The following is a 26,810-nucleotide window of genomic DNA, read 5'->3' as shown; positions in this document are numbered from 1 at the left end:
ATTAGATTAAAGTGCAGGGTCATCGTCCAGTCCGGATCGCAGTGAAATGTTTGTGAAGAAGGAGATTATGCCCCATGCGTGCAGATCAACTAATTGTGAATGTACATGTGTATAACAGTTATTATAAACGGTTTGAAATGAACAACGTTGCAGTACTCGACGGCAGATTCCTGTATGTTGGACCCGACGGACCGGAGATGATTCAGGCAGACGAAGTCATTGATGCGCGGAGAAGATACATGATTCCTGGCTTGATCGATATCCATCTGCATATCGAAAGCACGATGGTGACACCGGAAACCTTTTCCCATGGTCTGATTGGCTGCGGCGTAACATCCATTGTAGCGGAACCGCATGAGATGGCGAATGTATTTGGGCTGGAGGGTGTGCAGGAGATGATGGCTGCGAGTCGGGAGACGACGGTGGACATGTTCTATGCGATCCCAAGTTCCGTTCCGGCAACCCCGATGGAGACAACAGGCGGTTCGATCGAGATCGAAGATATGGACGTGCTGCTCGCCACTGGCGAGATCATCTGTCTGGGCGAGATCATGAACTATGTCGATGTCATACGTGATCCGGAGTGCAAGACGAACCAGATTCTACAGCATGTCCGCAAAAACTATCCTGATCTGGTGATCGAAGGACATACACCGAAACTGCTTGGACTCGATCTGCATCGACTGATCTACGCAGGCATCGATTCCGATCATACCCATCAGAGCATTGAGGGATTGCAGGCGCGGATTGCGGCAGGTATGTTTATTGAAATTCAGGAGAAATCAATGACCCCGGAAGTCATGGAGTACCTGATTCAACATGATGTGGCGCAGCATTTCTGCTTTGTTACGGATGATGTGATGCCGGATTCACTGGTGGAGCGTGGCCATCTGGATCATATCGTACGCAAAGCAATTCAGATGGGCATGCGTCCGGAAGACGCGATCTATGCAGCAACATCTACCCCTGCTTCCCGGATGAAAATGACTGATCGTGGCAGCGTTGCCCCAGGCAAAGTGGCCGATTATGTGTTGGTATCCAACTTGGATGATCTCTCTATTGATCAGGTGTACAAAAACGGCCGCAAAGCTTATGACGATTACGAACCGTATAAGCAGGAGCGCATAACCGGGCAGTTCCCACCTCACTTCTATAAGAGCGTACAGTTGGAGAAGCTGGGCGTAGCAGATTTTGCAATTCAGTTGGCAGACCCAAAAGTCAGTGGATCAGGGGTTGATCTCGCTGGTGAAGGTGAGTACCAATGCCGTGTCATGATGGTCAAGGATGGTTCTACTTTTGTGGAAGAGCATATTGCATCGGTTCAGTCCTCAGATGGCGAATTGCAGTGGGAAGAAAGTGGATATGCGCAGATCGCGACCTTTGAACGTTATGGCGTGAACGGCAATCGTGCACATGGCCTGATCGGTGGAGACACCATCAAACGCGGCGCCATTGCAACGACATATTCACACGACAATCACAACCTGCTGGTTGTAGGACGTAATCGTGAAGATATGATATTGGCAGCTAACACGGTAATTTCGAGCCAGGGTGGGTTCTGTGTGGTGGAAGATGGCAAGGTGCTATCCCATCTGGAACTTCCTGTAGGTGGCATTTTGACGGAAGAACCACTTGCAGTGGTTTCCCATCAAGTGAAGGAATTGAGAGCAGCGATGTTGTCTCTTGGATATGTGCATTACAACCCAATCATGTCGATCAGCACCCATTCCCTTGCGGTAAGTCCCGCGTTGAAGATTACGGACCATGGCTTGATTGATGTGAATGCAGGTAAGGTTGTATCGTTGATTGTATAGTTTGAAGACACATATGTCGTGATGCACATGAAAAAACACCCTATTTGGTATTATCCCCTTTAAGTAGACACTTGAAAAAGCCTTCATGTTATCATGAGGGTTCAAGTGACACTTGGAGGGGATATTTTTATGGCAAAAAAAGGACAAACATTTCAGACGTATACCGAAGAATTTAAATTGAATGCGGTTAGATCCTATGTCGAAGGGTCTTCAAGTTATAAAGTGGTAGCTGAACGCGAAGGAATTCGAAACTGTTCACAACTGAAGGTGTGGGTGAAAAAGTGGAAAAACGGGGAAGCGTTCGATGAGCGAAAAAACAATGTTCCGAATCCAATGAAAGGACGTCCCCGTACTGCCTTTAGCAGTGTAGAAGAAGAACGTGACTACCTTCAAGCACAGGTGGATTATTTAAAAAAGCGGTATCCAAATCTAGTAAAGGAGAAGCGCTGAGCCAACGGGAGAACTACGATATCATAGACGAATTGCGCTGCTCGCATAGCATTACACGCCTATTATCGATTACAGGAATACCCCGTTCCAGTTATTACAAATGGCGAGCAACACAGCCGCAGCGAGACGCAAGACAAGACCGTGATCGTGAGATCAAAGAACACATGATGGCTATTCATTTTGCAAACCGAGAGTTTGGTTATCCTCGCATGACAACGGCGCTCTGGGAGGCTGGTCTGAACGTTAATCACAAGAAAGTATGGCGAATCATGCGGGAACTATCGATCCAATCGGTCATTCGTAAGAAGCGGAAGAAGTCCAGCTATACGCCATCTGTGATTTATCCGAATCGCCTGAAGCGCAAATTTCATGCCACAGCCCCCCAGCAAAAAATGGTGACGGATATTACTTATATTTCGGATGGAAACACATTCGTTTATCTGTCTGTCATTCAAGACTTGTTCAACAACGAAATTGTAGCTTGGCAATTATCTAAACGGAACGATGTTCAGCTCGTATTGGATACGGTGGAACAATGGACACAAAAAAGAGACGTTTCGGAAGCCGTGCTCCATTCGGATCAAGGCTTCCAATACACGTCTCAGGCGTACAACACACGATTAGAAGCATTCGGCGTGAAGGGCAGCCACTCTCGCAAAGCAACCTGCCTGGATAACGCATGCATCGAATCCTTCTTTTCGCATCTCAAGACAGAGAAGCTGTACCTTAACCAGTGTAATTCAGAAGCAGAGATTCGACAAGCCGTGGAAGATTACATGTACCATTACAACTACCGACGATTTCAAGCCAAACTCAAACAGCGCGCACCGATTGAATATCGATGCGCACTGGCAGCATAGCTTTTTTCATCTGTCTACTTGACAGGGGTATGACCAATTTCACAATTGTGAGCTAGGGTGTTTTTGTCTGTGCTTATTGGAATTATTATTATTTTAGCAACTTCTCTGGGTTCTTCACTTTAATGGAAACAACTTCGCCACAATCCAGACAAACCGTGTACATTTTTTCCACACCGAGAGTCATTTTCTTATCCAATGGACGAAGGTTGATGTAATCCGATGCTTCTACGAAAGATGTTCCTCCGCAATCATGACATTTCTTTTCTGATGTACTCATAAGTTCATTCCACCTTTTATTCATTTGTAATGTGTTCATTAATATAATATTCATTAAATGGAAATACAAAATTATCTAATTATTCATCGTAGATTAGGGTCCGTTAGTCCGTAAATTAAATTTTTATTTTGCCTTCTAAAGTCCACTCCAAATATTTGGACACTGAAGGTGCGACCCATTTTCGGCTGTCATTTTCATGATTCCACACAAACACGTCATCTCTACACGTTCCATCCCCTGTCACAGGAAAAGCAAATAAATCCCCAATCCCACTTTCCCCGAAGAAGAGCAGGTGATCAAAGGGCATGTAGTAATCTTGGGAGTGGTCATCCCGATAATGTCTGTTTTCATTCTTAATTCGATCTTCTGACCAGATAAGTCCCAAATCGTAAATAGCTCTGACTCCATTGGTTTCGAGCAATATTTCTTTTAATTCACGAGGGAGCGTAACCTGTAAGGAGTCTTCCATCTTTGCAATGTCATCACCAGATGCAGGGGGACTGAACGTATACTCCTTCGAAATGCTATGAAGATGCTCTTTCCACATGAATAAAGGCCTCCTCGATATATTCTAACTGTCAGTAACGAATGAAACGGTATGTAATTGATTGAAAAAAGAAGTCCTTCTTAACTTAAAAGGCTACTGTTTTTGATGTAGCGCAGTAATGTTATGTAAGGACTACTCTTCTAACTCCAGTTTACCAAGTTAGCCAACCGCTCGTTCGTTTATAGTTGTGCAGAAGATCGTATTGCTCGTGGTGCATGAGACGCTTCATTTTGGTTCTATACAGACGATAATCATGTTTACGATCGGGTTTACTTTCTTTGTTGTAATGCGTGCTCTTGATTCCTTTACGGTGATCTTTCAGCTTTTCTTTTCTTGGATCAATGAACTTCTTGTTGTGTCTCTGTGCAAAAGCTGTTTCATTTTCCCATGATTGAATCTCTTCCTGTGTGAACATCTTCATCCCCGTTGTACCGGGCTAGATTTTGGCTTGAGTAGCCAGTGCCTTGAGCACAACTAATAGGAGAAGAATTTTGGGTTGAACATCGTCATCACCTCAGATTTAATCATCCTTATTTTAACATATAAAGCCGTCCGATCAATTCTGGTCTAAGCGTTATTATGGGTACTGTTCTGGAGTAGAGATGATCACGCAACAAATCCCTTTTGGACGAGGCATAGGAATACATATATAGTAGTAAGAAAAGAGTGTTTGGACGCAAAAGCAGGAGGATAGACAACCATTATGAGTGAAATAGATAATGCTAAAACCATATTTTTCGACGTGGATGATACGTTATATGATCACTTGCAGCCACTTTGTGGCGCGTTGCAGGACGTTCTCGGCCTGCCCGATGAGTTCCCTTATGCTGAGGCCTATCATCGTTTTCGTTATTATAGTGACTGGCTGTCTGCACAAGAAGATCTGTCCGCTGTACCAGAAGCGGATGCAGTAGAGCGAATGCGCCGTCGGAGGTTTGAGTTGACGATGGAAGAGTTCGGACTCCCCCTACAATCGGGACAGGCTGAAGAACTACAAGCACAGTATCTGAGCAGACAGTTTGAGATTGTACCTTTTGAAGGAGCGTATGAGCTGATCAGAAGGCTTCAGGCAGAAGGCCATACCGTTGGTCTAATTACCAATGGAGAAGGAGAGCATCAGCGCCGCAAGCTTGAAGCACTGGATGTGCTTAGTCTCGTGGACGAGCATCTGGTCTTCATCTCCGGTACAACTGGTTATGCAAAGCCGGATCGCAGGTTGTTTGAATATGTGAGTAAGCATTCCGGGACAGATGCCCGTTCCAGCTATTACATTGGCGACTCGTGGCGTAATGATGTGGTAGGTGCGGTCGATGCGGGGTGGACAGTCATCTGGTTCAACCATCGGGAGGCGCTGCCGGAGTCCGATCATCAACCTCATTTTGTAGCACGGAGCTATGAAGAGATCAGTCGTATCCTGACTTTTGAGTTTGTTAAGCAATAAAATTGTACAGGTGGGTTCATGCGGTCCTATCATCTCACGGAGATGAAGGGCTGTTTTTGCGTTATTTGCACTGTGAGAATATTCGCAGTATGTGAGCGTAATTAAAGGTATAAATAAAAAGTGGGATCTGGTGCAAGCAGTACTACAGATCCTCATTAATCAGCCGTGTGGCCAGTGAACTCCACTTTTTATAATGATATAGGATGAAGCTCAGCTTCATGGAATCTTCATGTACAAGACAGGGCGAAATCCTTCCCAAACAGGATATGCGGTGTTATAATTAAAACAAGATTTAGATTAAGTCTAAATTAAAAGAAGCGAATCAAAGCAATCCATTATAAAATTCAAATTCTATTTTTATATTCGAGAGGGGATAAATTCCATGAGCACAATCCAAACTAGAAACAACACTTTTGCTAACAATGCCACAGCACTTCAAGAAGTCCTGAACCGTCAGATCGCAGGTTGGTCCGTACTATACACGAAACTGCATAACTTCCACTGGTATGTCCAAGGACCTCATTTCTTCACACTGCATGCCAAATTCGAAGAGTTGTACAACTTGGCTACGGCGAATATGGACGAAGTTGCAGAACGTTTGCTGGCTATTGGTGGACGTCCGGTGGCTACGATGGCTGAACAGCTGCGTCTTTCTCCAATTGAAGAGGCACAAGGGCAGTTGTCTGCTGAGCGTATGGTAGAGTCGGTGGTTGCTGATCTGCGTACAATGGTGAAAGTGATTCATCAAGGCATTCACGAAGCGGGAGAAGCAGAGGATAACGCAACGGAAGATATGCTGATTGGATTCACCGCTGCGCTGGATAAAGAGGTCTGGATGTTAACCGCATTTCTGGGCAAATAAGCAAAGTCACCCTACATCCTGACAACGATATGTAGAGTCCGTGAACAAAGTGTCCGTTCGCTTACAAATCCGGTGCGCTTGCCGTATAATGATGGCATTCAAGATGTACAGAATGGTGGAATGAACGATGCGGTCAGACCTGGAACAATTGCAGGAAGAAGCTGAACGGTTTATATATACATGTTATGAAGAGCTGGGCCATTCGCGTGAAGACGCAGAGGCCCGGCTTGTTGCCGTTATGGGAGAGATCGAAGTAACTGGTACTTATGTGCATACCACAGAAGAATTGGAGCAAGGTTGTAAAATGGCCTGGCGGAACAGCAACCGCTGCATCGGGCGGCTGTTCTGGGATAAATTGCGGATCGTGGACGCACGTCATGCTGATACGGCAGGGACGGCAGCAGAAGCTGTGTTGAATCATATCCATGTGGCATCCAACGGTGGCAAAGTAATCCCGATGATTACCATTCTTCCACCGGATGGGCCGAATGGAACTCCGGTACGTATCTGGAATCATCAGCTCATTCGATATGCAGGATATGAGACAGAGCAAGGCATTATTGGAGATCCTGCTTCGGTGGAACTGACCAAGGCGGCGATGTCACTTGGCTGGCAGGGGGCAGGTAGCTCCTATGATGTCTTGCCACTCATAATTCAGGCGCAAGGACAAGCTCCAGAGTGGTATGTTATACCCGAAGAAGAGATTGTGGAAGTTCTTATCGAACACCCGGAGCGGAAAGAGATTGCGGAGCTTGGCATGCGCTGGTACGGTGTGCCGATGATCGCCGATATGCGACTGGAGATTGGTGGTGTGTCCTACCTGGCAGCACCGTTCAATGGTTGGTATATGGGTACCGAGATCGGCGCCCGTAATCTGGCAGACACGTTTCGGTATAACAAGTTGCCTGCAGTGGCGGCAGCATTTGGATTGAATACCTCGAGTGAAACGACCTTGTGGAAGGACCGTGCGTTGGTAGAGCTGAATGTGGCTGTGCTGCATTCGTTCAAAAAAGCAGGTGTGAGCATTGTGGATCACCACACGGCAGCAGCGCAGTTCCAGTTATTTGAACAGCGGGAGGAGAAGGCTGGGCGTGAATTGACCGGAGATTGGGTGTGGCTGATTCCGCCAGTGTCCCCGGCTATAACGCATATATTCCACAGCTCCTATCGTAATGAGATCGTGAAGCCGAACTTTTTCCATCAGGATCAGGCGTATACCCTGAAAGATGGTGTGGCATCTGCCGCAGAGCCGCGAAGCAGCGAGCAGCAGAATGCACAGGTAGAGAATCACCAACCACAGGCCGGAGATGCACCAATGAAATGCCCGTTTGCACATTAATTGTGCAGGCGGGTCATTTTTTGTGATCCTTTTTTATCCAAACGAAGGGCTACCCCTCTTTCAATCGATACCGACTGCGCATCACGGCCTGAACTATAATGGCAGCAGCAATCAGCACCAGGTTGAACACAAACACGGAGTAAAGCGATCCAACTTCCGTAAGCAACGCAGCAACCAGTGGAGATACGATGGAGCCGATCTCGGCCGCAGAGACAATTTTGCCTATGACAGAACTTCGACTCTCGTCTGGGATGTGATCACCAATATGGGCAAAGAACGAATCCATGTAACATGCACCGCCAACCCCGCCAATGAGCATGCCAACGTAGACCCATAGATGGGAGGACGTGCTTAGAAATACAGCAACTTCGATTCCAATCAGGAACATGCCGAGCATGCAAAGCAACAGGCGATCGCCTAACCGGTCAGAGAGATAACCAACAAAGGGAGCAGCGGCAAGCGTAGAGATCCCGGAGACGGTGAAGGCGAGACTGGTGGCAAACGGGTCCCAATGCATGATGTGAGCTGCATACAGTGCAAAATAGGTGAGGAATACCGCATACGCGCTCATCTCAAGAAAATGTACCGTGCCGTAACCGATAAGCTGCTGATGCTGTGTGAGCCTTGTAGACAAACCTTGAGTATGCTTTGCGTCAGACGGTGATGAAGATAAAGGAGGAGGTTCAGTGGATGCAGCAAAAGGGTGGGATTCACTGATGGTGGAATCTACAACAACGTTATCCGTGGAGAGTGGCGAATGTGATGATTTATCGATAGGTTCTTGTGTCACAGTAGCCGAAGGATCTTCTAATAGGTGATCACTTAACGTATCCCCAGATCCATGATTGGCTCTAGCTTGTGCCGTCGTCTTCATCCCCATCGCAGCGACCACGGCCATCAGACAACATACGGTAACGAGCAAAAAAGGAACCGACAGCGGCCAATGCATAGCCAGCCAGCCACTAATGACGGGACCGAGTATCATACCGCCGCCCTCACTGCTGCTGATATATCCATTGTACAGGCCGCGGTTGTCTACATTGCCCCCATCCCCGATGATGGAACGTACGACCACGGTAAGGCCCGTGGAAGCGAGCCCTTGCAGCAGTCGTAGCAGGCCGAATAACACCGCAGCAGTAGACAGCGCGAAGCCACCCATACAGACTGCCAACAGGATCAGCATGAGGATGAGCGACTTTTTTCCTCCGAGTTTTCTATAAATTGCCGCCGCAGGAACACCACCAATTACTTTCCCTACATAAAAAAGTGCAAAAATAACCCCCATCATCCAGCCGGACAGGCCGAATTCCTCAATAAACAAAGGAAACAGGGGCAGGATCATGAATCCGCCCATCTGACTTAGGAAACAAATGGTCATTAGCAAAGGCAGGTTACGACGAATTTCCAAGAGCCAAGACTCCTCTCACACATAAAATGGAATCCCTAATATGCTTTATTTTCCAAATGAATGCGTAGATATCGACATATACCCGTAATGTATGCAGGATTTATGAAAATAAGAAGAAATGACACGTGGTGTTTACATCAAAACCATTGCGGATATACCTGAATCATATATAATAGATGGGTTATCAATAAGGAAACATGGACGAAAGTGTACAGACTTAAGATGTACCTCAAGTATAAGGGGGCGATGTGAAGCATGTCAGAACAACAACCGATTATCCGCTTCGAAGCGGTGACTCAGCAATACGATCAGGATGAAGCCGTATTGAAGGCAGTCAGCTTTGAGATTGAGCGGGGTAAATTTTATACGCTTCTTGGCCCGTCAGGGTGCGGGAAAACAACGATATTGCGGCTGATTGCCGGCTTTGCGGAGCCGACACAGGGCAGTATTTATTTTAACGGTGCGCTCATCAACCGAGTGCCTGCCCACCAGCGGCAGGTGAATACTGTATTTCAGGATTACGCGTTATTTCCACATTTGAATGTATTTGAGAACGTAGCTTTTGGTTTGCGGATCAAAAAGATGAAAACAGCTGAAATTCGCAGCAAAGTGTTGGAAGCCCTCAAATTCGTCAATCTGTCCGGTTATGAAAACCGTGAAATTGGTGAAATGTCTGGCGGACAACGGCAACGTGTCGCGATTGCACGTGCCATTGTGAACGAACCTGAAATTCTCCTGCTGGACGAGCCTTTGTCAGCACTCGATCTGAAGCTGCGGACCGAAATGCAGTACGAGTTACGGGAGCTGCAACAGCGACTGGGCATCACGTTTATCTTTGTTACGCATGATCAGGAAGAGGCTCTAGCGATGTCGGATGAGATCTTTGTCCTGAATGGCGGCGTGATTCAACAGAGCGGTACACCGAATGATATCTATGATGAGCCGATTAACCGCTTTGTGGCGGACTTTATCGGGGAATCGAACATTGTATCGGGCAAAATGAAGCAGGACTTTGTGGTGGAATTCGCTGGCGCACAGCACGAGTGTGTCGATCAGGGTCTCCAGCGGGACGAGCCGGTAGAGATTGTCATTCGTCCAGAGGATCTGGAGATTACAACGGAAGACCAAGGCAAGCTCAAGGTTAATGTGGACTCCCAGTTATTCCGTGGGGTGCATTACGAGATATCCACGTACGACGATGCGGGCAATGAGTGGCTTGTTCATTCAACCAAGAAAGCCGTTGTAGGCGCACGGATTGGACTCTATTTTGACCCGGAAGCGGTACATGTTATGCGCTTTAACGAGACCGAGGAAGAGTTCGATAAACGACTCGAAGCCTATCAAGAGGCCGCTCATGCAGACTAAGGCCAGCACACGCAATGCGTATCTGATTCCATATGTATTATGGATGGTGTTGTTTGTTGTGGCGCCGGTTCTGCTGGTCATCTATTACTCGTTCTTCGACGTTGAAGGGAACTTCACGTTTGGCAACTACGCCCGGTTCTTCACACCGGTGTACTTGCAGATGACGCTCAGTTCGTTCTGGTATGCATTTCTGATTACGGCCTTCTCGCTGCTGATCTCCTACCCGACGGCGTATATGCTGACCCGGACGAAGCACAAGCAGTTATGGTTGCTGCTGATCATTCTGCCAAGCTGGATCAATCTTTTGCTAAAAGCGTATGCCTTCATCGGCCTGTTCGGAACGTATGGTCTAACCAACTCCTTACTTGAAGTCGTGGGTATTGGTACACAGCAGATTTTGTTCACCGATTTCAGTTTTATCTTTGTCTCGGTGTACATCTTCATTCCATTCATGATTCTGCCGATCTTCAATGCGCTGGAAGAGATGAATCCATCATTGATCTACGCTGCGCGTGATCTGGGGGCCTCATCGTGGCTGACCTTCCGCCGGGTTATCTTTCCACTGACGATTAGCGGTGTGAAATCAGGCTGTCAGGCTGTATTTATTCCTGCGCTGTCTCTGTTCATGATTACCCGCCTTATTGCGGGGAACCGTGTAATTACGCTGGGAACAGCGATCGAACAGCATTTTCTCGTCACCCAAGACTGGGGGATGGGTTCAACGATTGCCGTCTTTTTGATTATTGCGATGGCGATTATTATGTTCCTGACTGGATCAGGCAAGAAGGAGGTGCGTAATGGGAAGAAACGGAAAGCTGTCTAACGTCTATCTAGCCGTTGTATTCGCCATATTGTACGCACCGATTGCGTATCTGATCTTCTATTCCTTCAATAGTGGCGGGCATATGCGCAGCTTCGAAGGATTCACGCTTGAATGGTACAGAGAGGTATTCGCTGATACTCGGCTGCTCATCATTGTGCTGAATACATTTATCATCGCACTGCTGTCATCGGCGATCTCAACGATCCTTGGTGTTGCAGGAGCACTGGCAATCTACCATGTGCGTCGCAAACGGACCAAAAATACGCTGCTGTCACTCAATAACGTGCTCATCGTGAGTCCCGATGTCATCATTGGTGCATCGTTCCTGATCCTGTTTACCATGATTGGCATCAAACTGGGCTTTACTTCGGTTCTGTTGTCTCATATTGCGTTCAGTGTGCCGATTGTTGTCATCATGGTACTGCCGAAGCTACAGGAGATGAGTCCGACACTGATGGATGCAGCACGGGATCTGGGCGCTGGTTCCTGGCAGATTCTGACGCGTGTGGTGCTGCCATACGTGAAACCGGGTATTTTTGCCGGATTCTTCATGGCCTTGACGTACTCGCTCGATGATTTTGCAGTAACATTCTTCGTCACAGGTAATGGATACTCCACACTCTCTGTAGAGATATACTCCAGAGCAAGGCAGGGCGTATCCTTGTCCATCAATGCCTTGTCCACCCTGTTGTTCCTGCTGACAGTGTTGCTGGTCGTTGGATATTACTTCATTAACCGCCGTGCAACGCGGATTCCACCTGGAGGGAAGGGGCTGCGTCCATGAAGCAACTGGTACGGACATTTGCAATTGTATTCGTGGCCGCCTTTGCCCTGATGATCCTGGCTTCGTATCTGAACAAGAGTCAGGGGTATTCTGGCGGCAACACGCTGACCATCTATAACTGGGGCGATTATATCGACCCGGATCTGCTTAAGGAGTTTGAGGACGAGACGGGCATTAAAGTGATCTATCAGACGTTTGACTCCAATGAAGCGATGCTGACCAAGATTGAGCAGGGCGGTACTACGTTTGATGTGGCGATTCCTTCCGAATATGCGATTAGCAAAATGAAAGAGGAAGACCTGCTCGTTCCAATTGATCACAGCAAATTGACTAATCTGAGCAATATCGATCCGCGGTTCTTGGACTTGTCCTTTGACGAAGGCAACAAGTACTCGATCCCTTATTTCTGGGGAACAGTGGGGGTTGTGTTCAATCCCGAACTGGTGGATGGGTTGACGTTTGATAGCTGGAATGACCTGTGGGACCCACGTCTGAAAAATCAAATCCTGCTCCTTGACGGTGCACGTGAAGTCATTGGGATGGGATTAAACAGTCTCGGGTATTCCCTGAACGATACCAACGAAGATCATCTGCAAGAGGCGCTGAAGAAGCTGTCTACATTGACACCTAACGTGAGAGCGATTGTCGGAGACGAGATCAAAATGTTACTCGCTAATGAGGAAGCAGCCGTTGGACTTGTATGGTCTGGAGATGCGTCCGAGATTATGGATGAGAACGACAAGCTGGATTATATGGTGCCGGAAGAAGGCTCGAACCTCTGGTTCGATAACATGGTTATCCCGAAGACGGCGAGTAATATTGAAGGAGCACACCAGTTTATCAACTTCATGTTGGACCCGGATCATGCCGCTCGCAATGCGGAGTATGTCGGATATTCCACACCGAACGCCGAGGCACTTAAGCTGCTGCCAGAGGATATCTCCGAGGATGAACGCTTCTATCCGGACGAGACACTGACAGGCAAGCTGGAGGTCTACGATAATCTGGGTAAAAAAATGCTCTCGCATTATAACGACCTGTTCCTGGAGTTTAAAATGCACAGTAAATAACCGCCAATAGCGTATGTACAGTTCGTTAGATTTGCAAAAAAACAAAAAGGGTTGCTGCTCGTCATTTCAATTGAATGACAAGCAGTAACCCTTTTTTTGTTACCCGCTTCAGAGCAAAAAGCTCAGGTTATTTTTTCGTGCACACGTTAACGGAGGGGACAGAACAAACGAAGGAAGCGAAGCGGTCGCCTTTATCAACGGATTTTCCCATTGCTAGATGGGATTCAAAAAAATCCGGGGATAACAGCAATCCGAAGTTGTTCTGTCACCGCAGTGATCAAGTGGGAACGAATAAAGGGTTACATGCGCTTTTTGCGACCCACCATGATCCACGCCCCACCCATAATCAGCACAATCGCCACGAACGGTTGAATAAAGCTCAAGCTGCTCAGCATCGTGCCAATCGACATCACAGCGAAGAACAGCAACGATATAACTGTTAGAATGTTGATGGGGATCAGCAACCATTTATTCCGACCACCGAACCAATACAATTCGAACAGACCAACAGCAACAGCAAGAATGAAGCCCGGCCACATCGTCCCCCAGTTGTTAAACAGCATGGCGATCTGACAGACGATACCAACCGTGAGCAGCAACCCACCAGGAACCAGAAGTCCAACCCCTCTGCCAATCATGGAGAAGTAGAGCCAGTGGAAGAACAGCCCGAGTGGAATCACGAATAATGTGGGCCAGAAGTTCGCAAAGATCGTACCCGGACCGAGTGAACCTCCCTGGTTCAGAATCAGGTACACGCCCAGCAAAATGAGAACAGGCGCAAGGATCGTACGTTTAGCCATAATATCTCTCCTTCTCAATACAAAATCAATTCTCCGAACAGTTGTATGTAGAGCAATTACTTTCGTTATTCACAGCATACCATGAACTGGAAAAGTCTATCCTCCGTCTTTGGAGTTAAAGTGAACCTAGACCAAAGTCTAGGTACGTAAATTGGAGAAAATATACTCCCTAGATGAGGGTGTAGTTGAACATGCTAAAGACCCACTCTGTTGAAGAGTGGGTTCTGTCATTTTTTTTATCCAAAACGAAGCTTGTTATTTCACTACATCCGAATGTTTCTTGCCCCAGCTGTTCACACCGTCATCCTCAATAATGGAGATGGCAGCATCGGCGATATCGGGGTTCGTCATCAACTTCTCCTGAATACGGAACTTGATGTCATCTGCATCGGCAAGACTGAGTCCTTTGGTGAGTTCAATCAGACCTTCGACATGATAATAACGGCCTTCCTGAATGATACGCATCATCTGAATATCGGCAACGTGTGTGTCTGCCAGAATGGTCTGAGACACTTTGTCCTCGATATCCTGGGGAGCCGCAACACCAATCAATCCGATCATATTATCATAACCAACCCGGAAGGCTACAGCGATCATCAGACATCCAATAATTGTTGTCACAATGCCATCGAGCAATGCAAAATTGGTTAATGCAATGACTACAACGGAGATCAAGGCGAGTGTCGCACCGAGTACTGCCACAACATCTTCGTAGAATACGAGACGGGTTGGTGGCGCAGCACGGCCTACATTTTTGATGGCAGCAGGGACCAAGGCAAATCCGGCGGCTTTGGGTGCACGTGCTTCTTTGAGGATTTCCTTCATGGCTTTGATCAGAATGGCCCCGTCAATGACAATGTTCAGAACAAGCACTCCGATGTTAATCCAGAGACCGCCGGTATGACCAACAGGATGCTGCAACAGATGGATGCCTTCATGGATCGTTTCATACGCCATAATGGTAACAACAATAACGGCGATCATGCAGAAAATGTTAATGACCCGTCCGAATCCGGTTGGGAAGCGGCGTGTAGGTTTTTTCTCGGACAACACACTTCCAACAAAGACAAACCCTTGGTTAATGGCATCAGCGAGTGAATGCATCGCCGAAGCGAACATGGCGCCACTGCCACTGAATAGGAAAGCTCCCCCTTTGCACACAGCAAGTACGGCATTACCTGCCATCGCTACGGCTGAGGATGTGTTTCCTTTTTTGACGAGAGACATAAAACTCTCAGACTTCGGTTGTTCAGCCACTTCGTATGTTCCTCCCAGATCAATGTATTAGGTGTAGAAAAGGCAGTTTATCTATACAGCATGTGCATTTCCACTAAATGTTATTATAACCGCTTTGACATATCCCAGCATTATGCAAAAAAGGTCATATCACCATGTGCAACTCAGTACTCGATAGCCTCCAAGGCACGTAAATTCCGGTTGGATTGTTCCAACAGTTCCGTAAACGTCCCAGCGACATAATATACAAAATCCGGGTCATGCACGTACATAATAATCTGTCCAACCGTTCCTTGCTCTGTCGGATCAAAGTCGAACATCAGGTACAGTGAGCCACCTCCAAGCATGCCAAACGTGATCCATTTCTTTTGAAAAAGGTAGGGTTTGATTCGGGGATCAAGCTCACGGATCTCTTCATCGGTCAAATAATCATCCATGCGGTTCTCCACCAGCGTGGACTGCTCCTTTTGAATCTTTTCCAGAGATAACAGGTAAAATGGCTCGGACTCTCGTCCTTCCTCAAGGCTTGGAAACAAGACGTGAAAGCCATAACCACTCCCATTTTTACGTTTATAAAATGCACGAAAATCAGCAGGTAATCGGATACCGTGCTCCTGCTCGAATGCGTCAAGTTGCTCATCCGTCACGCCTTCAAACTCGCGATATTCGTTGAGTAGCTCCCGGTTTTCCTCATCCTGTACCTTCTCCTCCAGCAACATATCCAGTTCATCCATCAATTCATATATACGCTGTTCTGGCATCCAATTCCCTCCGTATGAGCTATTCAGATAATATGGTGAGTGATGTGCGAGCAAACTGTGCCTGATTTCACCTCATATTATAGTTATAATCCAGAAAAGCACACAAGAAACCGGAGTCCTTGCTTACATACTACAATGGTCTCATTATTCAAAGGCGGTTGTTGCATATCAGCACACCTGTCTCCATCCCAATCGATTACATACAACCATCATGAAAGTCGCTCCTAACAACAAATAAGCGTGGGTTACAGGGGTAATCCCTGTAACCCACGCTAATTATTTATCTACTATATAAATGAAACTAATCTTTTACATAGTCCTCTTTAATCAAACTTCCAACAGGACAAGCTCAGGTTGCCATACTGATAGGCTTTGAACAGGAGCGATGCCCGTTTGTTCTGATCTCCCGCACCCATGGCGAGTAACAGCGGTACAAAATGCTCTGGCGTAGGTACGGCGGCTTGAGCTGAAGGTGCCAGTTTATCATAGGAGAAGAGAGACTCCGTATCCCAGCTCACCAGCTTGTCATGCAGCCAGTTGTCGAACTCTGATGCCCACGGGTCAACGCCATTGCTTTCCCAGTTCAATCGACGCAGATTGTGGACAGTTCCGCCGCTGCCAATCACGAGAATGTCCTGCTCGCGCAAGGAAGCGAGTGCCTGTCCGACTTGATATTGCTGCTCACCTGTCAGATAGCGATTCACGGACAAGGCAATTACAGGAATATCCGCATTCGGGTAGAGCAGGCGTAGAACAACCCAAGCGCCGTGATCCAGTCCACGAACATCATCGGTCTGTACCGGAATCCCGGCTTCTGTGAATAAACGTTCCACCTCGGCTGTGGTCTTTGCCTGTCCTTGAGCCGGGTACTTGATCTGATACAGCTCGGGCTGGAAACCACCGAAATCATAAATGGTCTCATAGTTGGCTACCGAGGATACAAGCTGAGTTGTGGATTCCCAGTGAGCAGAGAACAATACGATTGCTTTGGGTTTCGGCAGTTCTTCTCCAAGTTTTTGCACAAACTCAGTGTACGCATTCTCCTCCAAAGCCAGTGAAGGGGCACCGTGAGCAATAAACAGAGATGGCATCATTATGCATTCAGTCCTTTCGGGTCTTCGGTAGTCAGATTTGCATCCGTTCGAAGCCAGTGTTGGAATTGTTGGTATAGATCGGGGGTCACCTGGTGCCCACCGTTATAAGGTACATATGTGACGTGATCGGTATGTTGACGGAAGAAATCGGCGTTATCTTCGCCCAGTTGCAGCGGGAATAGATGATCTTGATCTCCATGCGAGATAAACACAGACAGCTCCGAATCGGGTTGCAGCTTGTAATCGTCTTTCACAAATTGCGGGATGTACCCACTCATCGCTACAATGCCTTTAATCGCATCTCCCATCACCAGCGATAGGGTCATTGCCATAATGGCGCCCTGGCTGAATCCGGTGATATAACGCCGCGTGGGATCAATAGCATATTTGGCGGAAAGATCAACAATCAACTGTTGCAGTCCCAACACGGAGGCATCATACAATTCACGGATGGGGTTGCCAATGCTTTTAATCTGAAAATAAGCATAACCACTACCCTGAACGATAGGCCCACGGATAGCAACAATAATAAAATCAGACTGCATAGGCTCCATTAAACGAAGCATATCCTGTTCATCTGATCCCATGCCATGTAAGGCGAAAATCACGGGATAACGCTGATCTGGATTGTAATGAGACGGTAATCGGACTTCATGTATATAAGGAGAATTCATTGAAAACACCACCTGAAGAGGAATGAGTTAAATATATCGTTCTGACAATAAAGTTCACTAATATGAAATAAATATTCTTATTTATGAACAAAATTTATCATGGTTTCATTGTAGGGTCAATACTTTTTTTGTATGATGAATATATGTTGTTTATAAAAAATCTTGAATGGTTCTACAATAAATGCCGCTGCGCATGGTTCATATCTTATTCCCGAGGACGTGATCAGGATGTTAAAAAGTATCGTGCCTATTTTGAGAATATTTGATGAAAATAAAGCTAGAGAGTTCTACCTGGAATACCTGGGTTTCCAATTGGATTGGGAACATCGATTTGAGCAAAATATGCCCTTATATATGCAGATTTCGCTTGATTCCATCGTGATTCATCTGTCTGAACATCATGGAGATTGTACACCTGGAGCTGCCTTGCGCGTGGAAACGGATAACTTGGATACATTCCATGGTGCACTTCGTCAGAAAGAGTACAAACATGCGAGACCCGGTATAGAGGAGACCCCTTGGCAATCAAGAGAAATGACCGTGACAGATCCGTTTGGCAATCGGATTATATTTGTAGAGGCACGTGCCGAATAGATAACCTGAAGTAGCTAAGCTTACGTCTGATGTTTTATATAGATCAATAGAAGGGGAGGGACGCAATATGGATATTGGCTTGGCTATTCGTACGATCCGCAAGCAGAAACAGATTACGATCATGCAGATGTGCGAGGGCACGGGGTTGTCCAAAGGTTTTATTAGTAACGTGGAAAATAACAAAACGTCACCTTCCATTGCTACGCTTGAAAGTATTGCGGATTATCTGGAAGTGCCACTTCCCTATTTGCTGCTTACACCGGAGCAGCGGATGAATGTGGTACGTAAGAACGAGCGCAAGGAGACGACAGCCGGAAGCGGACAGATCAAGGTGCAGCAGCTTACAGCCAAAGGTGCGATGCGTATGTCCATTGTGGAGTTACCGCCAGGTGCTTCAACCGGGGTTAGCAAACATGCCGGGGAGGAAAGCCATCTGGTGTTGCAGGGCAAGATTCGTGCGGAGCAATGCGAAGATGTGGAAGTTCTTGACGTGGGTGATTCGTTTACCTGGAATGCGATCGTGCCCCATGAAGTGACCAATATCGGAGAGGAGCCTGCGGTGGTGCTCATTGCGGTGTCCAAAGAATTGGGTCTGGATCATTTGTAAAATACAAAAAGGACGGCTCCCAAGTCATGAACATGCGAACCTGCATACATGTACAATGGGAAACGTCCTTTTATATTTCTAACGAAATGAGCGAGCCCTATTAGATGATTCTAGGCAGATCTCGAGATGTAACGAATCTCAGGCGCTTTATTTCACTGCTGTGTGTGTAATTTGGCTACATTCCACAGACTTGTGGCGAAATAACGTCGCTATGATTCGTTACGTTTCTCAATTCCTGCAAAAGGGAACAATAAGGTGCGAGAGATTCCTTAGAATAGACAGAGGCACCCTGTCTATTGTGGATTAGTCGTCCAGATGCCTGCGGCTTTGACAAAGACACGGTCGGACAGCTTGAGCGTTGCGAGTGCAAGTTCAGCGACATCTTCCGCTTGCATCATGCGATCTTCGTCGCCAATTTTCAGTCCGGCATTGGTCGCAAGCTCCGTATTAACGGTGCTTGGAGTCAGTGCTGTTACACGAATGTTGGACTTTCGCACTTCCTGCATTAGAGATTCGGTCATGCCGAGTAGAGCAAACTTGGATGCACAGTATGCCGAACCTGTAGCGAATCCGCGCTCACCTGCAGTGGAAGCAATATTGATAATGCTGCCGCTACTTTCCTTGATCATGCTCGGAAGGACAGCACGAGTCACGTAGTATGTACCCATGACATTAACATGCAGGATGCGCTCCCACTCTTCCGGTTCCATCTCCATGAACGTCCCGAACTTTCCGATCCCTGCATTATTGATGAGAATATCCACCGCGCCGAGTTCCATCTCAATGGCTGCTACAGCGGCTTCCGCCTGCGTGCGATCCGAGATATCTGCTACAGCACTGGTTACTTTTACACCGTATTGTTGACTAAGTGACTGTTGCAGAGCCTGAAGATCGGAAGCGGTACGTGCAATAAGGCCGAGGTGCACTCCTTCTTTTGCAAGTGCTTCAGCGATGGCACGGCCGATACCTTTTCCGGCACCTGTGATGATCGCTGTTTTATTTTTAAGTTCCATGTGGGTAATTCCTCCTTAGAAATGGACTAGCATTCAATTATACTATTATTACCCACAGTTCGGAAATTGGCTTCATCACTATTTGGTAATCTCGATGCTGCCAGAAGAAGTACGGGCCTTGATCACTTCCCGGCTCACCATTGGCGATTCAGGTACATCTACACTGCCCGAAGTAGCCTTAGCATCATAGATTCCGTTAAAATCAGGTGCAGCTTGAATGAAAATATCTCCTGATGTTCCAGACGCATTAATCGGGGCGGAATGGGACTGTTCAATATGAATGCTACCCGAAGTGAATTGAACATCGGCTGCGCCGTTTAATTCAGTGATCTCAATATCACCTGATTCGATCTCACTGTTTAAATGACCTATTACCTGATCAACAGTGAGGCTTCCCGATGTCTGTTTCACGGTCATGTCTCCATCAATCATGGAAGCGGTAATGTCACCCGAAGTTAGAGCCAGCTCAATACGGGGTACCTTGATGTTTTCCAGACGTATGGAACCTGAGGTGTTATTCAGCTCAAGCTGCTTGGCACTCAGATCTGTCAGATCCCAGTCACTTGAAGAAGAATCCAGCTTAACCTCATTTAATTGGTGCCCTTCGGGCAGGGCCACAGTTATTGTGGAGTCTTGATCATTCCAATACAGGGTGAAAAATTGTAATCGTTCACGTTCTGTCTGAGACAGTTGGAATGTGCCGTTGGATAAATTGGCTTGTTCGAAGCTTTTGACTACGGCAGAGTCCCATTTGCCATCCACTTCGATATAACCATTCGAATCCGGGCTTACAACAAATTCAATATCTGCACTGAAATTAGCATTCATGATAATGTTCTGCAATTCATCTGCTTTGAAATCCCATCGTTTAGAATAATGCTCCCGTTCATCCCCGAACTGAACGCCATAGATGGATGTTCCAAGTAAACCTATTCCGATACATATCACGGCGAGCGCAAGCCATTTTTTGGTACTCATGCGGAAACATCTCCTTTCATCGTGTTTTTATTCCATCTAATATATTGAAGAGTGACGATTTTGAAGGCTCTAAAGACATACTTCGATACGATAGCAAACAAAATGCCGACACCGAAAGCGCCAATCGCAACGAAAATTTCCGGTTTATCGAGTTGCCCCAGGAATACAAAGTCCAAAACTGCTGCCACAGGAGCCAATACCAGCAAGGATAGGCTGGCAATAACAAGCCATACCGACCACATTATGAGACCAAGAGGAATGCCAAGAATTAGATTCAGGAATAACAGGCCGATGGCTGTGAAAAATTTGCGAGTGGCTCTGGTGTTGTTTCTAGGTGACCGCATTTCGCGATACGTCGGTGCATAGAACGCATCTGAACCCGGCGTATGAATGTCATAACGATCACCAAGTGCTTCCTTGGCGATCTCTTCCGGGTGTCCCAGTTCCCGAGCAATCTCTTCTTCCAGTCGGCCTTCTCGTAGTCCGAGCTCGAAATGTTGATCATAGTCGGCGAGCAACTCAGCCCGTTCGAATGGGTCCATCGGCCGTAGATGAACTTCCATGGCTTTCATAAATTGTTGTCTATTCATTAGGGATTCCTTCCTCAATCAGATTTGCGACATTGCGCACAAATTCATTCCATTCTGTTGTCAGTGCCGTCATGTAGTCGCGACCAGTATCAGACAGTCGGTAATACTTGCGCGGCGGTCCTTCGCTTGATTCTTGCAGGTAGGTGGTGCAGTAACCGTCATTCACAAGCCGGCGAAGCAAGGGATACAGTGCACCTTCAGCAACTTCGATATGTTTGGAGACCGCCTGAGCCAGTTCGTAGCCATACCGATCCTGGCGGTTAATTAATACCAGGACGCACAGCTCCAATACTCCTTTTTTGAACTGGATGTTCACATTCACACAGGTTCCTCCTTCGTAGCTTCATTTATCGCTAGTGTATATTGTTCAGTAGTGGTGAAGTCATCATAGCATCCAGTACTGTTTAATGCAAGGTAGTGACTTTAAAATAGTTCCGTATCACGATTTCTCGATCATAAGTTCGTTTAATTTGGATGCTTAGCCGAGGCTGTCTGTTTAGCTATATAATTCAGCATACGCAAAAACCGGATCGGTTGCTTCCGTCTGAAGGCGGATTCCGATCCGGTCTGTGAGATGAACTTTGGTTTCTTTGGTTTACAGGTGAATCGCTAAATGTCGGTTATTCTTGTGCATCCAGAACTTTAAGGTCTTCCACAGCAGGGCCCTCAATGACATGGCCTGCATAATCGAAGCGGGAACCATGGCATGGGCAATCCCACGAACGCTCGCCCTCGTTCCATTCGACTTCGCACCCCAAATGGGTGCAGGTGGTATCCACCAGAAACAGCTTGCCACTGTTGTCCTTATAGGCGCCAGCACGTTTGCCTTTATGACGAACGACGGCTCCTTCGTCTTCACCAATATCGCTAACGTTTTTGTGCACAATGCCCACTTTACCGGAGATTAATTCCTTGGCTACATTCACATTTTCCACTATAAAGTGTTTCATACCAGGATCAGCTTTGAATCTTGCCGGATCGAATATGGCAGCATGAGGGTTGTCACGTCCAGTGATGCGATCCGCAAGAATGTGTCCTGCCATCGTACCAGTCGTCATACCCCATTTGGCAAACCCGGTCGCCACATAGACACGTTCATGTCTTCCGGTAATCGGTCCAATGTAGGGCACCTTGTCGATAGAGATTAGATCCTGGGCTGACCAGCGAAAAGGGATGTTGCGGATGCCAAATGTCTCCGCTGCGAACTGCTCCAGGCGTTCATAATGACCGAAGGTGCAGATGCCTTGTCCGGTTTTGTGATTTTCGCCGCCAAAGAGGATAAGTTCCTTGCCGTCATGTAAGACGGTACGCAAGGAGCGGGACGGTGTATCGTCCGAGATGTACATGCCGCCGGCATAGGGTTTCTCCGGTTCGACTAATACGGCGTAGGATCGTTCCGCATGTAACCGCGTGAAATAGAATCCGGGATCATAGACAGGGAAATGAGAAGCTACAACAACATGTTCTGCTGTTACAGATGGGCCATCGCCATAGGTTCTTACATGCAGAGAAGCATCTTCCTCTACATCCGTAACTGTCGTATGCTCGTAGATCTGTACCCCGTGTTTTACGGCTGAATTAAGCAAGAAGTGAAGGTAGGCCAGCGGATCATATCGTGCCTGACCCGGCATGCGAATGCCTGCTCTTGCGGGAACCGGAATGGGGAGGGGATCGACCCACTCACCAGGAATATTGAGTTTGCCATAGGCGGTCAGCTCGATCTCCAGTTTTTTGATGTTTTCCTCCGATTGAATGTAGACGTAGGCATCTTCCTCTGCCCACTGGCAATCAATCTGTTTTTCCTTCACCAGATTGCGCATCCACTTCGCGGCATCGGCATTACCTTCATAGTACATTCGAGCCTGTTCTTGTCCGAAATGATGCATAATTTCATCAAATATGACACCGTGTTGGGCAGATACCTTGGCCGTGGTATGGCCGGTCGTACCATCCAGTACTTTTCCAGCCTCTAGCACGACCACACGCATACCCGTCTGTGCCAGCAGATACGCGGTGGTAATGCCTGCAATACCGGCACCGATAATAGCCACATCAGCGGTAATATCTTCTGTCAGTTTCGGATAGCTATCGAATTCATGCGTAGCACGCCACAGTGATTCGGGGACCGGGGGCAGACCCGTCTTGGGCTGCTGATTGTCGCTCATTTTTTTTCCTCCTTGATTATCTTCAATCTATCGCATGGGATGTTGTTCAGCGCACATCGTTGTACTCTTATTCATGATTGCCAGACTATGCCAGGAAAAAACGGTGTTGTTTAGATTTTGCAGAGGGGATGTTCACAATTTCCTGCACAGAACCTCTGTTTTTTTTGTTAAACATGCTATATGATAGAATCACCGAAATCGTTTTAGGTTTTGAAAAGGAGATCAGGTTTTACACCTGTAAACGTTGATTATAAAAGGATTAATCTATCTATTGGAAGAAAGATTTCATCCGAATTAATCCCCGTTTTTTCTTGATATATGTATTCGCTATCATTTTAATTAACTACCGATAACCAAAGGAGATTCTTTATGACCACCAACCAAACGAAATATCCGTTTCAAGATACAGCACTAGAGTTAGACACCCGTGTGAAGGACCTTGTATCCCGCTTGACGGAAGATGAAAAAATTGAATCCATGCTGCAATATCAACCGGCAGTAGACCGTTTGGGTGTACCTGCATACAAACACGGAACAGAAGCTGCCCACGGCTTGGCCTGGCTTGGAGAAGCAACATCTTTCCCACAACCGGTGGGGCTGGCATGCACATGGGATGCGGATTTGATGAAAGAGATTGGTTCCGTGCTTGGAGACGAGGCACGTGTATTTTATAAACGCAATCCGGCAGTGAACGGTCTTACCCTGTGGGCACCTACAGTAGATATGGAACGTGACCCGCGCTGGGGACGGAATGAAGAGGCGTATGGTGAAGATCCGGAACTGACAGCCGAGCTGACAACAGCATTGGTCAAAGGAATTCAGGGCGACCATCCGAAGTATTACAAAGCGGTCGCTACCTTGAAGCATTTTCTTGCGAATAATAACGAAGTGGATCGCGGAAGCGGTTCGTCCAGCATTGATCCGCGCAACATGCGTGAATATTATCTGAAGGCGTTTGAGAAGCCATTTAAAGAAGGCGGCGCACAGTCCATGATGACGGCGTACAACTCCATTAATGGTACACCAGCGTTGTTGCATCCATTTGTGAACGAGATTGTCAAAGGCGAATGGGGCATGGATGGTTTCATTGTCAGTGATGCAGGCGACGTAATGGGCATCAAGAACGATCATAAATACTATGATTCCCACACACCGGGTACGGTAGAATCTGTGAAGGCCGGAATTGATAGCATCACCGATGATGCTGAGCTGTCCAAACAGGCACTGCGTGAAGGATTGGAACAAGGTACGCTCACGATGGATGACATCGACAAGGCGTTGTTCAATACATTCCGTGTGCGTTTCCGTCTGGGTGAGTTCGATCCGGAAGAGGGCAACCCGTATGCTTCTATCGGTGAAGAGTCCATGATGACAGAGAAAGCAAAAGAACTGTCGCTCAGAGCCGCAAGAGAACAAGTGGTATTGCTCAAAAACGACAAAGGCACGCTCCCGCTGGACAAAACAAAAGCTGGTAAAGTGGCTGTGATTGGTCAACTGGGTGGAACGGTCTATCGTGACTGGTATGCAGGCACCATGCCGTATAACGTATCCCCACTTGAAGCGATCCGTGGCAAAGTAGGCAGCGATAAAGTATCGTTCAAGGATGGAAATGATCGCATTACGTTAACTTCCGTAGCCAATGGGAAGAAAATTGGACTGGCAGAAGGTGAGAAATCACCTGTTGTTGCTTCGGGAGAAGCAGAAACGTTCATGGTGTCCGACTGGGGCTTCGGAAGTTATACCTTGCAGGCGGAAAGCAACGGCAAATATCTGACCACAGATGAAGAGACCGTAACGGCTTCCGCAGATGAAGTGTACGGCTGGTTCGTGAAGGAAGTATTCCACCTGTTGCCACAAGAGGATGGCAGTGTAGGTCTGACCACTTGGAATGGCAAAACGGTGACTGCACCTAATGGTGGAAACGATGCATTTGCGGTGTCCGAAGACCTGAAAACCTTTGGCGCCACAGAGACATTCAAGCAGGATATTATTGTGAATGGACTTGAGGAAGCAGTAGAAGCTGCCAAGGCTGCGGAAACGGCAATTGTCTTTGTGGGTAATAATCCGCTTGTAAATGGTAAAGAAGAAATTGATCGTCCAAGTCTGGATCTGGCCGAATCTCAGCAACGTCTGGTTGAGGCGGTCTATGCCGCGAACCCGAATACAGTTGTGGTCATCGTGGGTAGTTATCCATTCACATCGAATTGGGTTCAGGAGAACATCCCGGCAGTATTGTACACTTCACACGCAGGACAGGAACTGGGTAACGCAGTGGCTGACGTACTCTATGGCGACTATGCGCCTGCCGGACGTTTGAACATGACATGGGTACAATCAGCAGATCAACTGACCGACATCAAGGATTACGATATCATTCAATCTGGTCGGACATATCAATATTTTGAAGGTAATGTATTGTATCCATTTGGACATGGTCTGACGTATGCAACGTTTAAATACAGCAATTTGGAACTTAGCCCAACTCAAGTGGGTACAGAGGGCAGCGTTACGGTAACTGTAGATGTAACCAATACCGGTTCAATTGCCAGTGACGAGGTTGTACAGTTGTACGTTCGTGCAGGCAAATCCCGGGTGAAACGTCCACTCAAAACTTTAAAAGGATTCCGTCGTCTTCATATCGAAGCGGGAGCTACAGCAAAAGTCAGCTTCACCTTGCCTGTTCAGGAACTGGCCATCTGGGATGTAACTCGTGATCGGTATGTCGTGGAAAGTGGAACTTACTCTATTATGGTTGCCAAGTCATCCTCTGATGTTCAGCTGGTTGCAGACTTGACGGTAGAAGGAGAGACAATCCCTGCTCGTAATCTGGCTGTGGCTACTCGTGCCGAGAATTATGATGCTTACCTGGGTGTTGATCTGGATGAGAGTAAAGAGGGCGGAAGTGCTGTCCATGTAGTTGGAGAGCAGGGATGGATTGCCTTCAAGGATGCCGATCTGGGTAGTGGGGTAGCAGCAATTGAAGCTCGTGTATCCGCAGAACAAGCAGGTGCTGTGTTGGAATTGCGACTCGGCTCTCCGGAGGGTACGCTCGCAGGACGTGTGGAACTGGCACAAGGTGAAGCCCAGCAGTGGTCTACCGTGAAGGCGGAACTCACAGGTGCAGCAGGTAAGCTGGATGTATACATTGTGCTGTCAGCAGGTGTACGCATCAGTCACTTCGAGATTCGTTAAGTCATATAGCTAATGATAAAGCCTCCGAATACATTCGGAGGCTTTAGTTTGTTGTTTGCTATTAAA

25 protein-coding genes and 1 pseudogene are annotated in these 26,810 nt (G+C 47.2%); 12 read left to right on the top strand and 14 right to left on the bottom strand.

Translation table 11 applies throughout. The features are described 5' to 3' along the window. Nucleotides 1–74: 74 nt before the first annotated feature. Complete coding sequence (locus NST33_RS29185) at nucleotides 75–1,814, top strand: adenine deaminase C-terminal domain-containing protein (protein WP_221819657.1); 1,740 nt, start codon at nucleotides 75–77, stop codon at nucleotides 1,812–1,814. Nucleotides 1,815–1,943: 129 nt separating this feature from the next. Next, nucleotides 1,944–3,124 (top strand): annotated as a pseudogene (locus NST33_RS29180) (IS3 family transposase). An 88-nt stretch (nucleotides 3,125–3,212) separates the two neighbouring features. Here the strand turns inward: NST33_RS29180 and NST33_RS29175 are convergent. From NST33_RS29175 to NST33_RS29165, 3 genes are all read right to left on the bottom strand, one after another. Then, nucleotides 3,213–3,401 carry a hypothetical protein gene (locus tag NST33_RS29175; protein ID WP_145149558.1) on the bottom strand — a complete coding sequence of 63 codons (189 nt, stop codon included), beginning with the start codon at nucleotides 3,399–3,401 and terminating at the stop codon, nucleotides 3,213–3,215. Between the two features lie 115 nt (nucleotides 3,402–3,516). Then, the gene (locus NST33_RS29170) at nucleotides 3,517–3,948 is read right to left on the bottom strand and encodes an SMI1/KNR4 family protein (protein ID WP_133386174.1); all 432 of its coding nucleotides are present in this window, start codon (nucleotides 3,946–3,948) and stop codon (nucleotides 3,517–3,519) included. Nucleotides 3,949–4,099: 151 nt separating this feature from the next. After that, a complete protein-coding gene (locus NST33_RS29165; RefSeq protein ID WP_051447285.1) occupies nucleotides 4,100–4,363 on the bottom strand; it encodes a hypothetical protein in 264 nt (87 codons plus the stop codon). Between the two features lie 288 nt (nucleotides 4,364–4,651). On the opposite strand from NST33_RS29165, the gene NST33_RS29160 reads away from it, so the two are divergent. The 3 genes from NST33_RS29160 to NST33_RS29150 all read left to right on the top strand — a co-directional run bounded on the left by NST33_RS29160 (nucleotide 4,652) and on the right by NST33_RS29150 (nucleotide 7,590). Next, the gene (locus tag NST33_RS29160) at nucleotides 4,652–5,389 is read left to right on the top strand and encodes an HAD family hydrolase (protein WP_221825608.1); all 738 of its coding nucleotides are present in this window, start codon (nucleotides 4,652–4,654) and stop codon (nucleotides 5,387–5,389) included. Nucleotides 5,390–5,771: 382 nt separating this feature from the next. Next, nucleotides 5,772–6,251, top strand: a complete 480-nt coding sequence (locus NST33_RS29155) for a DNA starvation/stationary phase protection protein (protein ID WP_200869383.1) — start codon at nucleotides 5,772–5,774, stop codon at nucleotides 6,249–6,251. A gap of 127 nt (nucleotides 6,252–6,378) precedes the next feature. Next, on the top strand, nucleotides 6,379–7,590 hold the full coding sequence (locus NST33_RS29150) for a nitric oxide synthase oxygenase (protein WP_221825605.1): 1,212 nt from the start codon (nucleotides 6,379–6,381) through the stop codon (nucleotides 7,588–7,590). Nucleotides 7,591–7,639: 49 nt separating this feature from the next. Here NST33_RS29150 and NST33_RS29145 read toward each other — a convergent pair whose 3' ends face one another. Further along, nucleotides 7,640–8,998, bottom strand: coding sequence for an MFS transporter (locus NST33_RS29145; protein ID WP_221825600.1), 1,359 nt, complete (start codon nucleotides 8,996–8,998; stop codon nucleotides 7,640–7,642). A gap of 255 nt (nucleotides 8,999–9,253) precedes the next feature. Between NST33_RS29145 and NST33_RS29140 the strand changes: the two genes are divergently transcribed. Genes NST33_RS29140 through NST33_RS29125 form a run of 4 tightly spaced genes read left to right on the top strand, consistent with a single transcriptional unit; the run spans nucleotide 9,254 to nucleotide 13,040 of the window. Beyond that, the gene (locus NST33_RS29140) at nucleotides 9,254–10,363 is read left to right on the top strand and encodes an ABC transporter ATP-binding protein (RefSeq protein WP_036612848.1); all 1,110 of its coding nucleotides are present in this window, start codon (nucleotides 9,254–9,256) and stop codon (nucleotides 10,361–10,363) included. Beyond that, a complete protein-coding gene (locus NST33_RS29135) occupies nucleotides 10,353–11,186 on the top strand; it encodes an ABC transporter permease (protein ID WP_017691799.1) in 834 nt (277 codons plus the stop codon). Before NST33_RS29140 ends, NST33_RS29135 begins: the two co-directional genes overlap by 11 nt. Continuing rightward, on the top strand, nucleotides 11,161–11,970 hold the full coding sequence (locus tag NST33_RS29130; RefSeq protein WP_062836831.1) for an ABC transporter permease: 810 nt from the start codon (nucleotides 11,161–11,163) through the stop codon (nucleotides 11,968–11,970). Before NST33_RS29135 ends, NST33_RS29130 begins: the two co-directional genes overlap by 26 nt. Next, nucleotides 11,967–13,040: an ABC transporter substrate-binding protein gene (locus tag NST33_RS29125; RefSeq protein ID WP_036667861.1), complete on the top strand. Its 1,074-nt coding sequence runs from the start codon at nucleotides 11,967–11,969 to the stop codon at nucleotides 13,038–13,040. Before NST33_RS29130 ends, NST33_RS29125 begins: the two co-directional genes overlap by 4 nt. Nucleotides 13,041–13,339: 299 nt before the next feature. On the opposite strand, the gene NST33_RS29120 is transcribed toward NST33_RS29125, so the two are convergent. From NST33_RS29120 to NST33_RS29100, 5 genes are all read right to left on the bottom strand, one after another. After that, entirely contained in the window at nucleotides 13,340–13,840 is a 501-nt protein-coding gene (locus NST33_RS29120) for a hypothetical protein (protein ID WP_221825597.1), read from the bottom strand. Nucleotides 13,841–14,095: 255 nt separating this feature from the next. After that, entirely contained in the window at nucleotides 14,096–15,097 is a 1,002-nt protein-coding gene (locus tag NST33_RS29115) for a cation diffusion facilitator family transporter (protein WP_091036009.1), read from the bottom strand. A 143-nt stretch (nucleotides 15,098–15,240) separates the two neighbouring features. After that, nucleotides 15,241–15,837 carry an SMI1/KNR4 family protein gene (locus tag NST33_RS29110; protein ID WP_221825595.1) on the bottom strand — a complete coding sequence of 199 codons (597 nt, stop codon included), beginning with the start codon at nucleotides 15,835–15,837 and terminating at the stop codon, nucleotides 15,241–15,243. A gap of 323 nt (nucleotides 15,838–16,160) precedes the next feature. Beyond that, on the bottom strand, nucleotides 16,161–16,931 hold the full coding sequence (locus NST33_RS29105; protein WP_221825593.1) for a class III extradiol ring-cleavage dioxygenase: 771 nt from the start codon (nucleotides 16,929–16,931) through the stop codon (nucleotides 16,161–16,163). Beyond that, entirely contained in the window at nucleotides 16,931–17,605 is a 675-nt protein-coding gene (locus NST33_RS29100) for an alpha/beta hydrolase-fold protein (RefSeq protein WP_339306024.1), read from the bottom strand. Before NST33_RS29100 ends, NST33_RS29105 begins: the two co-directional genes overlap by 1 nt. Before the next feature lie 228 nt (nucleotides 17,606–17,833). Between NST33_RS29100 and NST33_RS29095 the strand changes: the two genes are divergently transcribed. Next, nucleotides 17,834–18,199, top strand: coding sequence for a glyoxalase superfamily protein (locus tag NST33_RS29095; RefSeq protein WP_221825587.1), 366 nt, complete (start codon nucleotides 17,834–17,836; stop codon nucleotides 18,197–18,199). A gap of 67 nt (nucleotides 18,200–18,266) precedes the next feature. Further along, nucleotides 18,267–18,806, top strand: a complete 540-nt coding sequence (locus tag NST33_RS29090) for an XRE family transcriptional regulator (protein ID WP_339180183.1) — start codon at nucleotides 18,267–18,269, stop codon at nucleotides 18,804–18,806. Nucleotides 18,807–19,099: 293 nt separating this feature from the next. Here the strand turns inward: NST33_RS29090 and NST33_RS29085 are convergent, their stop codons facing one another. From NST33_RS29085 to NST33_RS29065, 5 genes are all read right to left on the bottom strand, one after another. Continuing rightward, nucleotides 19,100–19,819: a 3-ketoacyl-ACP reductase gene (locus NST33_RS29085; RefSeq protein ID WP_221825582.1), complete on the bottom strand. Its 720-nt coding sequence runs from the start codon at nucleotides 19,817–19,819 to the stop codon at nucleotides 19,100–19,102. Between the two features lie 78 nt (nucleotides 19,820–19,897). Next, nucleotides 19,898–20,797: a DUF4097 family beta strand repeat-containing protein gene (locus NST33_RS29080; RefSeq protein ID WP_339306022.1), complete on the bottom strand. Its 900-nt coding sequence runs from the start codon at nucleotides 20,795–20,797 to the stop codon at nucleotides 19,898–19,900. After that, nucleotides 20,794–21,387 carry a DUF1700 domain-containing protein gene (locus NST33_RS29075; protein WP_221825578.1) on the bottom strand — a complete coding sequence of 198 codons (594 nt, stop codon included), beginning with the start codon at nucleotides 21,385–21,387 and terminating at the stop codon, nucleotides 20,794–20,796. Before NST33_RS29075 ends, NST33_RS29080 begins: the two co-directional genes overlap by 4 nt. Continuing rightward, nucleotides 21,380–21,709 (bottom strand): PadR family transcriptional regulator, encoded by a 330-nt coding sequence (locus tag NST33_RS29070; protein ID WP_036667851.1) that lies wholly within the window; start codon nucleotides 21,707–21,709, stop codon nucleotides 21,380–21,382. The genes NST33_RS29075 and NST33_RS29070 overlap by 8 nt, the downstream gene beginning before the upstream one ends. Before the next feature lie 298 nt (nucleotides 21,710–22,007). Further along, nucleotides 22,008–23,552 (bottom strand): FAD-dependent oxidoreductase, encoded by a 1,545-nt coding sequence (locus NST33_RS29065; protein WP_221825576.1) that lies wholly within the window; start codon nucleotides 23,550–23,552, stop codon nucleotides 22,008–22,010. A gap of 369 nt (nucleotides 23,553–23,921) precedes the next feature. On the opposite strand from NST33_RS29065, the gene NST33_RS29060 reads away from it, so the two are divergent. Then, nucleotides 23,922–26,744 carry a glycoside hydrolase family 3 C-terminal domain-containing protein gene (locus NST33_RS29060; RefSeq protein ID WP_339306019.1) on the top strand — a complete coding sequence of 941 codons (2,823 nt, stop codon included), beginning with the start codon at nucleotides 23,922–23,924 and terminating at the stop codon, nucleotides 26,742–26,744. Nucleotides 26,745–26,810: the final 66 nt, after the last annotated feature.

Origin of the sequence: Paenibacillus sp. FSL L8-0435 (assembly GCF_037965655.1) — a bacterium.
Taxonomy (GTDB): Bacteria; Bacillota; Bacilli; order Paenibacillales; family Paenibacillaceae; genus Paenibacillus.
The sequence above is the reverse complement of the archived record's forward strand: the minus strand, read 5'-3'. Positions and strand labels throughout refer to the sequence as shown.

What these genes read in the sequence shown, in the direction of transcription:
- NST33_RS29185 (WP_221819657.1), top strand. Translation starts at nt 75, where the DNA reads ATGCGTGCAGATCAACTAATTGTGAATGTACATGTGTATAACAGTTAT.
- NST33_RS29175 (WP_145149558.1), bottom strand. Translation starts at nt 3,401, where the DNA reads ATGAGTACATCAGAAAAGAAATGTCATGATTGCGGAGGAACATCTTTC.
- NST33_RS29170 (WP_133386174.1), bottom strand. Translation starts at nt 3,948, where the DNA reads ATGTGGAAAGAGCATCTTCATAGCATTTCGAAGGAGTATACGTTCAGT.
- NST33_RS29165 (WP_051447285.1), bottom strand. Translation starts at nt 4,363, where the DNA reads ATGTTCACACAGGAAGAGATTCAATCATGGGAAAATGAAACAGCTTTT.
- NST33_RS29160 (WP_221825608.1), top strand. Translation starts at nt 4,652, where the DNA reads ATGAGTGAAATAGATAATGCTAAAACCATATTTTTCGACGTGGATGAT.
- NST33_RS29155 (WP_200869383.1), top strand. Translation starts at nt 5,772, where the DNA reads ATGAGCACAATCCAAACTAGAAACAACACTTTTGCTAACAATGCCACA.
- NST33_RS29150 (WP_221825605.1), top strand. Translation starts at nt 6,379, where the DNA reads ATGCGGTCAGACCTGGAACAATTGCAGGAAGAAGCTGAACGGTTTATA.
- NST33_RS29140 (WP_036612848.1), top strand. Translation starts at nt 9,254, where the DNA reads ATGTCAGAACAACAACCGATTATCCGCTTCGAAGCGGTGACTCAGCAA.
- NST33_RS29135 (WP_017691799.1), top strand. Translation starts at nt 10,353, where the DNA reads ATGCAGACTAAGGCCAGCACACGCAATGCGTATCTGATTCCATATGTA.
- NST33_RS29130 (WP_062836831.1), top strand. Translation starts at nt 11,161, where the DNA reads ATGGGAAGAAACGGAAAGCTGTCTAACGTCTATCTAGCCGTTGTATTC.
- NST33_RS29125 (WP_036667861.1), top strand. Translation starts at nt 11,967, where the DNA reads ATGAAGCAACTGGTACGGACATTTGCAATTGTATTCGTGGCCGCCTTT.
- NST33_RS29120 (WP_221825597.1), bottom strand. Translation starts at nt 13,840, where the DNA reads ATGGCTAAACGTACGATCCTTGCGCCTGTTCTCATTTTGCTGGGCGTG.
- NST33_RS29110 (WP_221825595.1), bottom strand. Translation starts at nt 15,837, where the DNA reads ATGCCAGAACAGCGTATATATGAATTGATGGATGAACTGGATATGTTG.
- NST33_RS29105 (WP_221825593.1), bottom strand. Translation starts at nt 16,931, where the DNA reads ATGATGCCATCTCTGTTTATTGCTCACGGTGCCCCTTCACTGGCTTTG.
- NST33_RS29100 (WP_339306024.1), bottom strand. Translation starts at nt 17,605, where the DNA reads ATGAATTCTCCTTATATACATGAAGTCCGATTACCGTCTCATTACAAT.
- NST33_RS29095 (WP_221825587.1), top strand. Translation starts at nt 17,834, where the DNA reads ATGTTAAAAAGTATCGTGCCTATTTTGAGAATATTTGATGAAAATAAA.
- NST33_RS29090 (WP_339180183.1), top strand. Translation starts at nt 18,267, where the DNA reads ATGGATATTGGCTTGGCTATTCGTACGATCCGCAAGCAGAAACAGATT.
- NST33_RS29085 (WP_221825582.1), bottom strand. Translation starts at nt 19,819, where the DNA reads ATGGAACTTAAAAATAAAACAGCGATCATCACAGGTGCCGGAAAAGGT.
- NST33_RS29080 (WP_339306022.1), bottom strand. Translation starts at nt 20,797, where the DNA reads ATGAGTACCAAAAAATGGCTTGCGCTCGCCGTGATATGTATCGGAATA.
- NST33_RS29075 (WP_221825578.1), bottom strand. Translation starts at nt 21,387, where the DNA reads ATGAATAGACAACAATTTATGAAAGCCATGGAAGTTCATCTACGGCCG.
- NST33_RS29065 (WP_221825576.1), bottom strand. Translation starts at nt 23,552, where the DNA reads ATGAGCGACAATCAGCAGCCCAAGACGGGTCTGCCCCCGGTCCCCGAA.
- NST33_RS29060 (WP_339306019.1), top strand. Translation starts at nt 23,922, where the DNA reads ATGACCACCAACCAAACGAAATATCCGTTTCAAGATACAGCACTAGAG.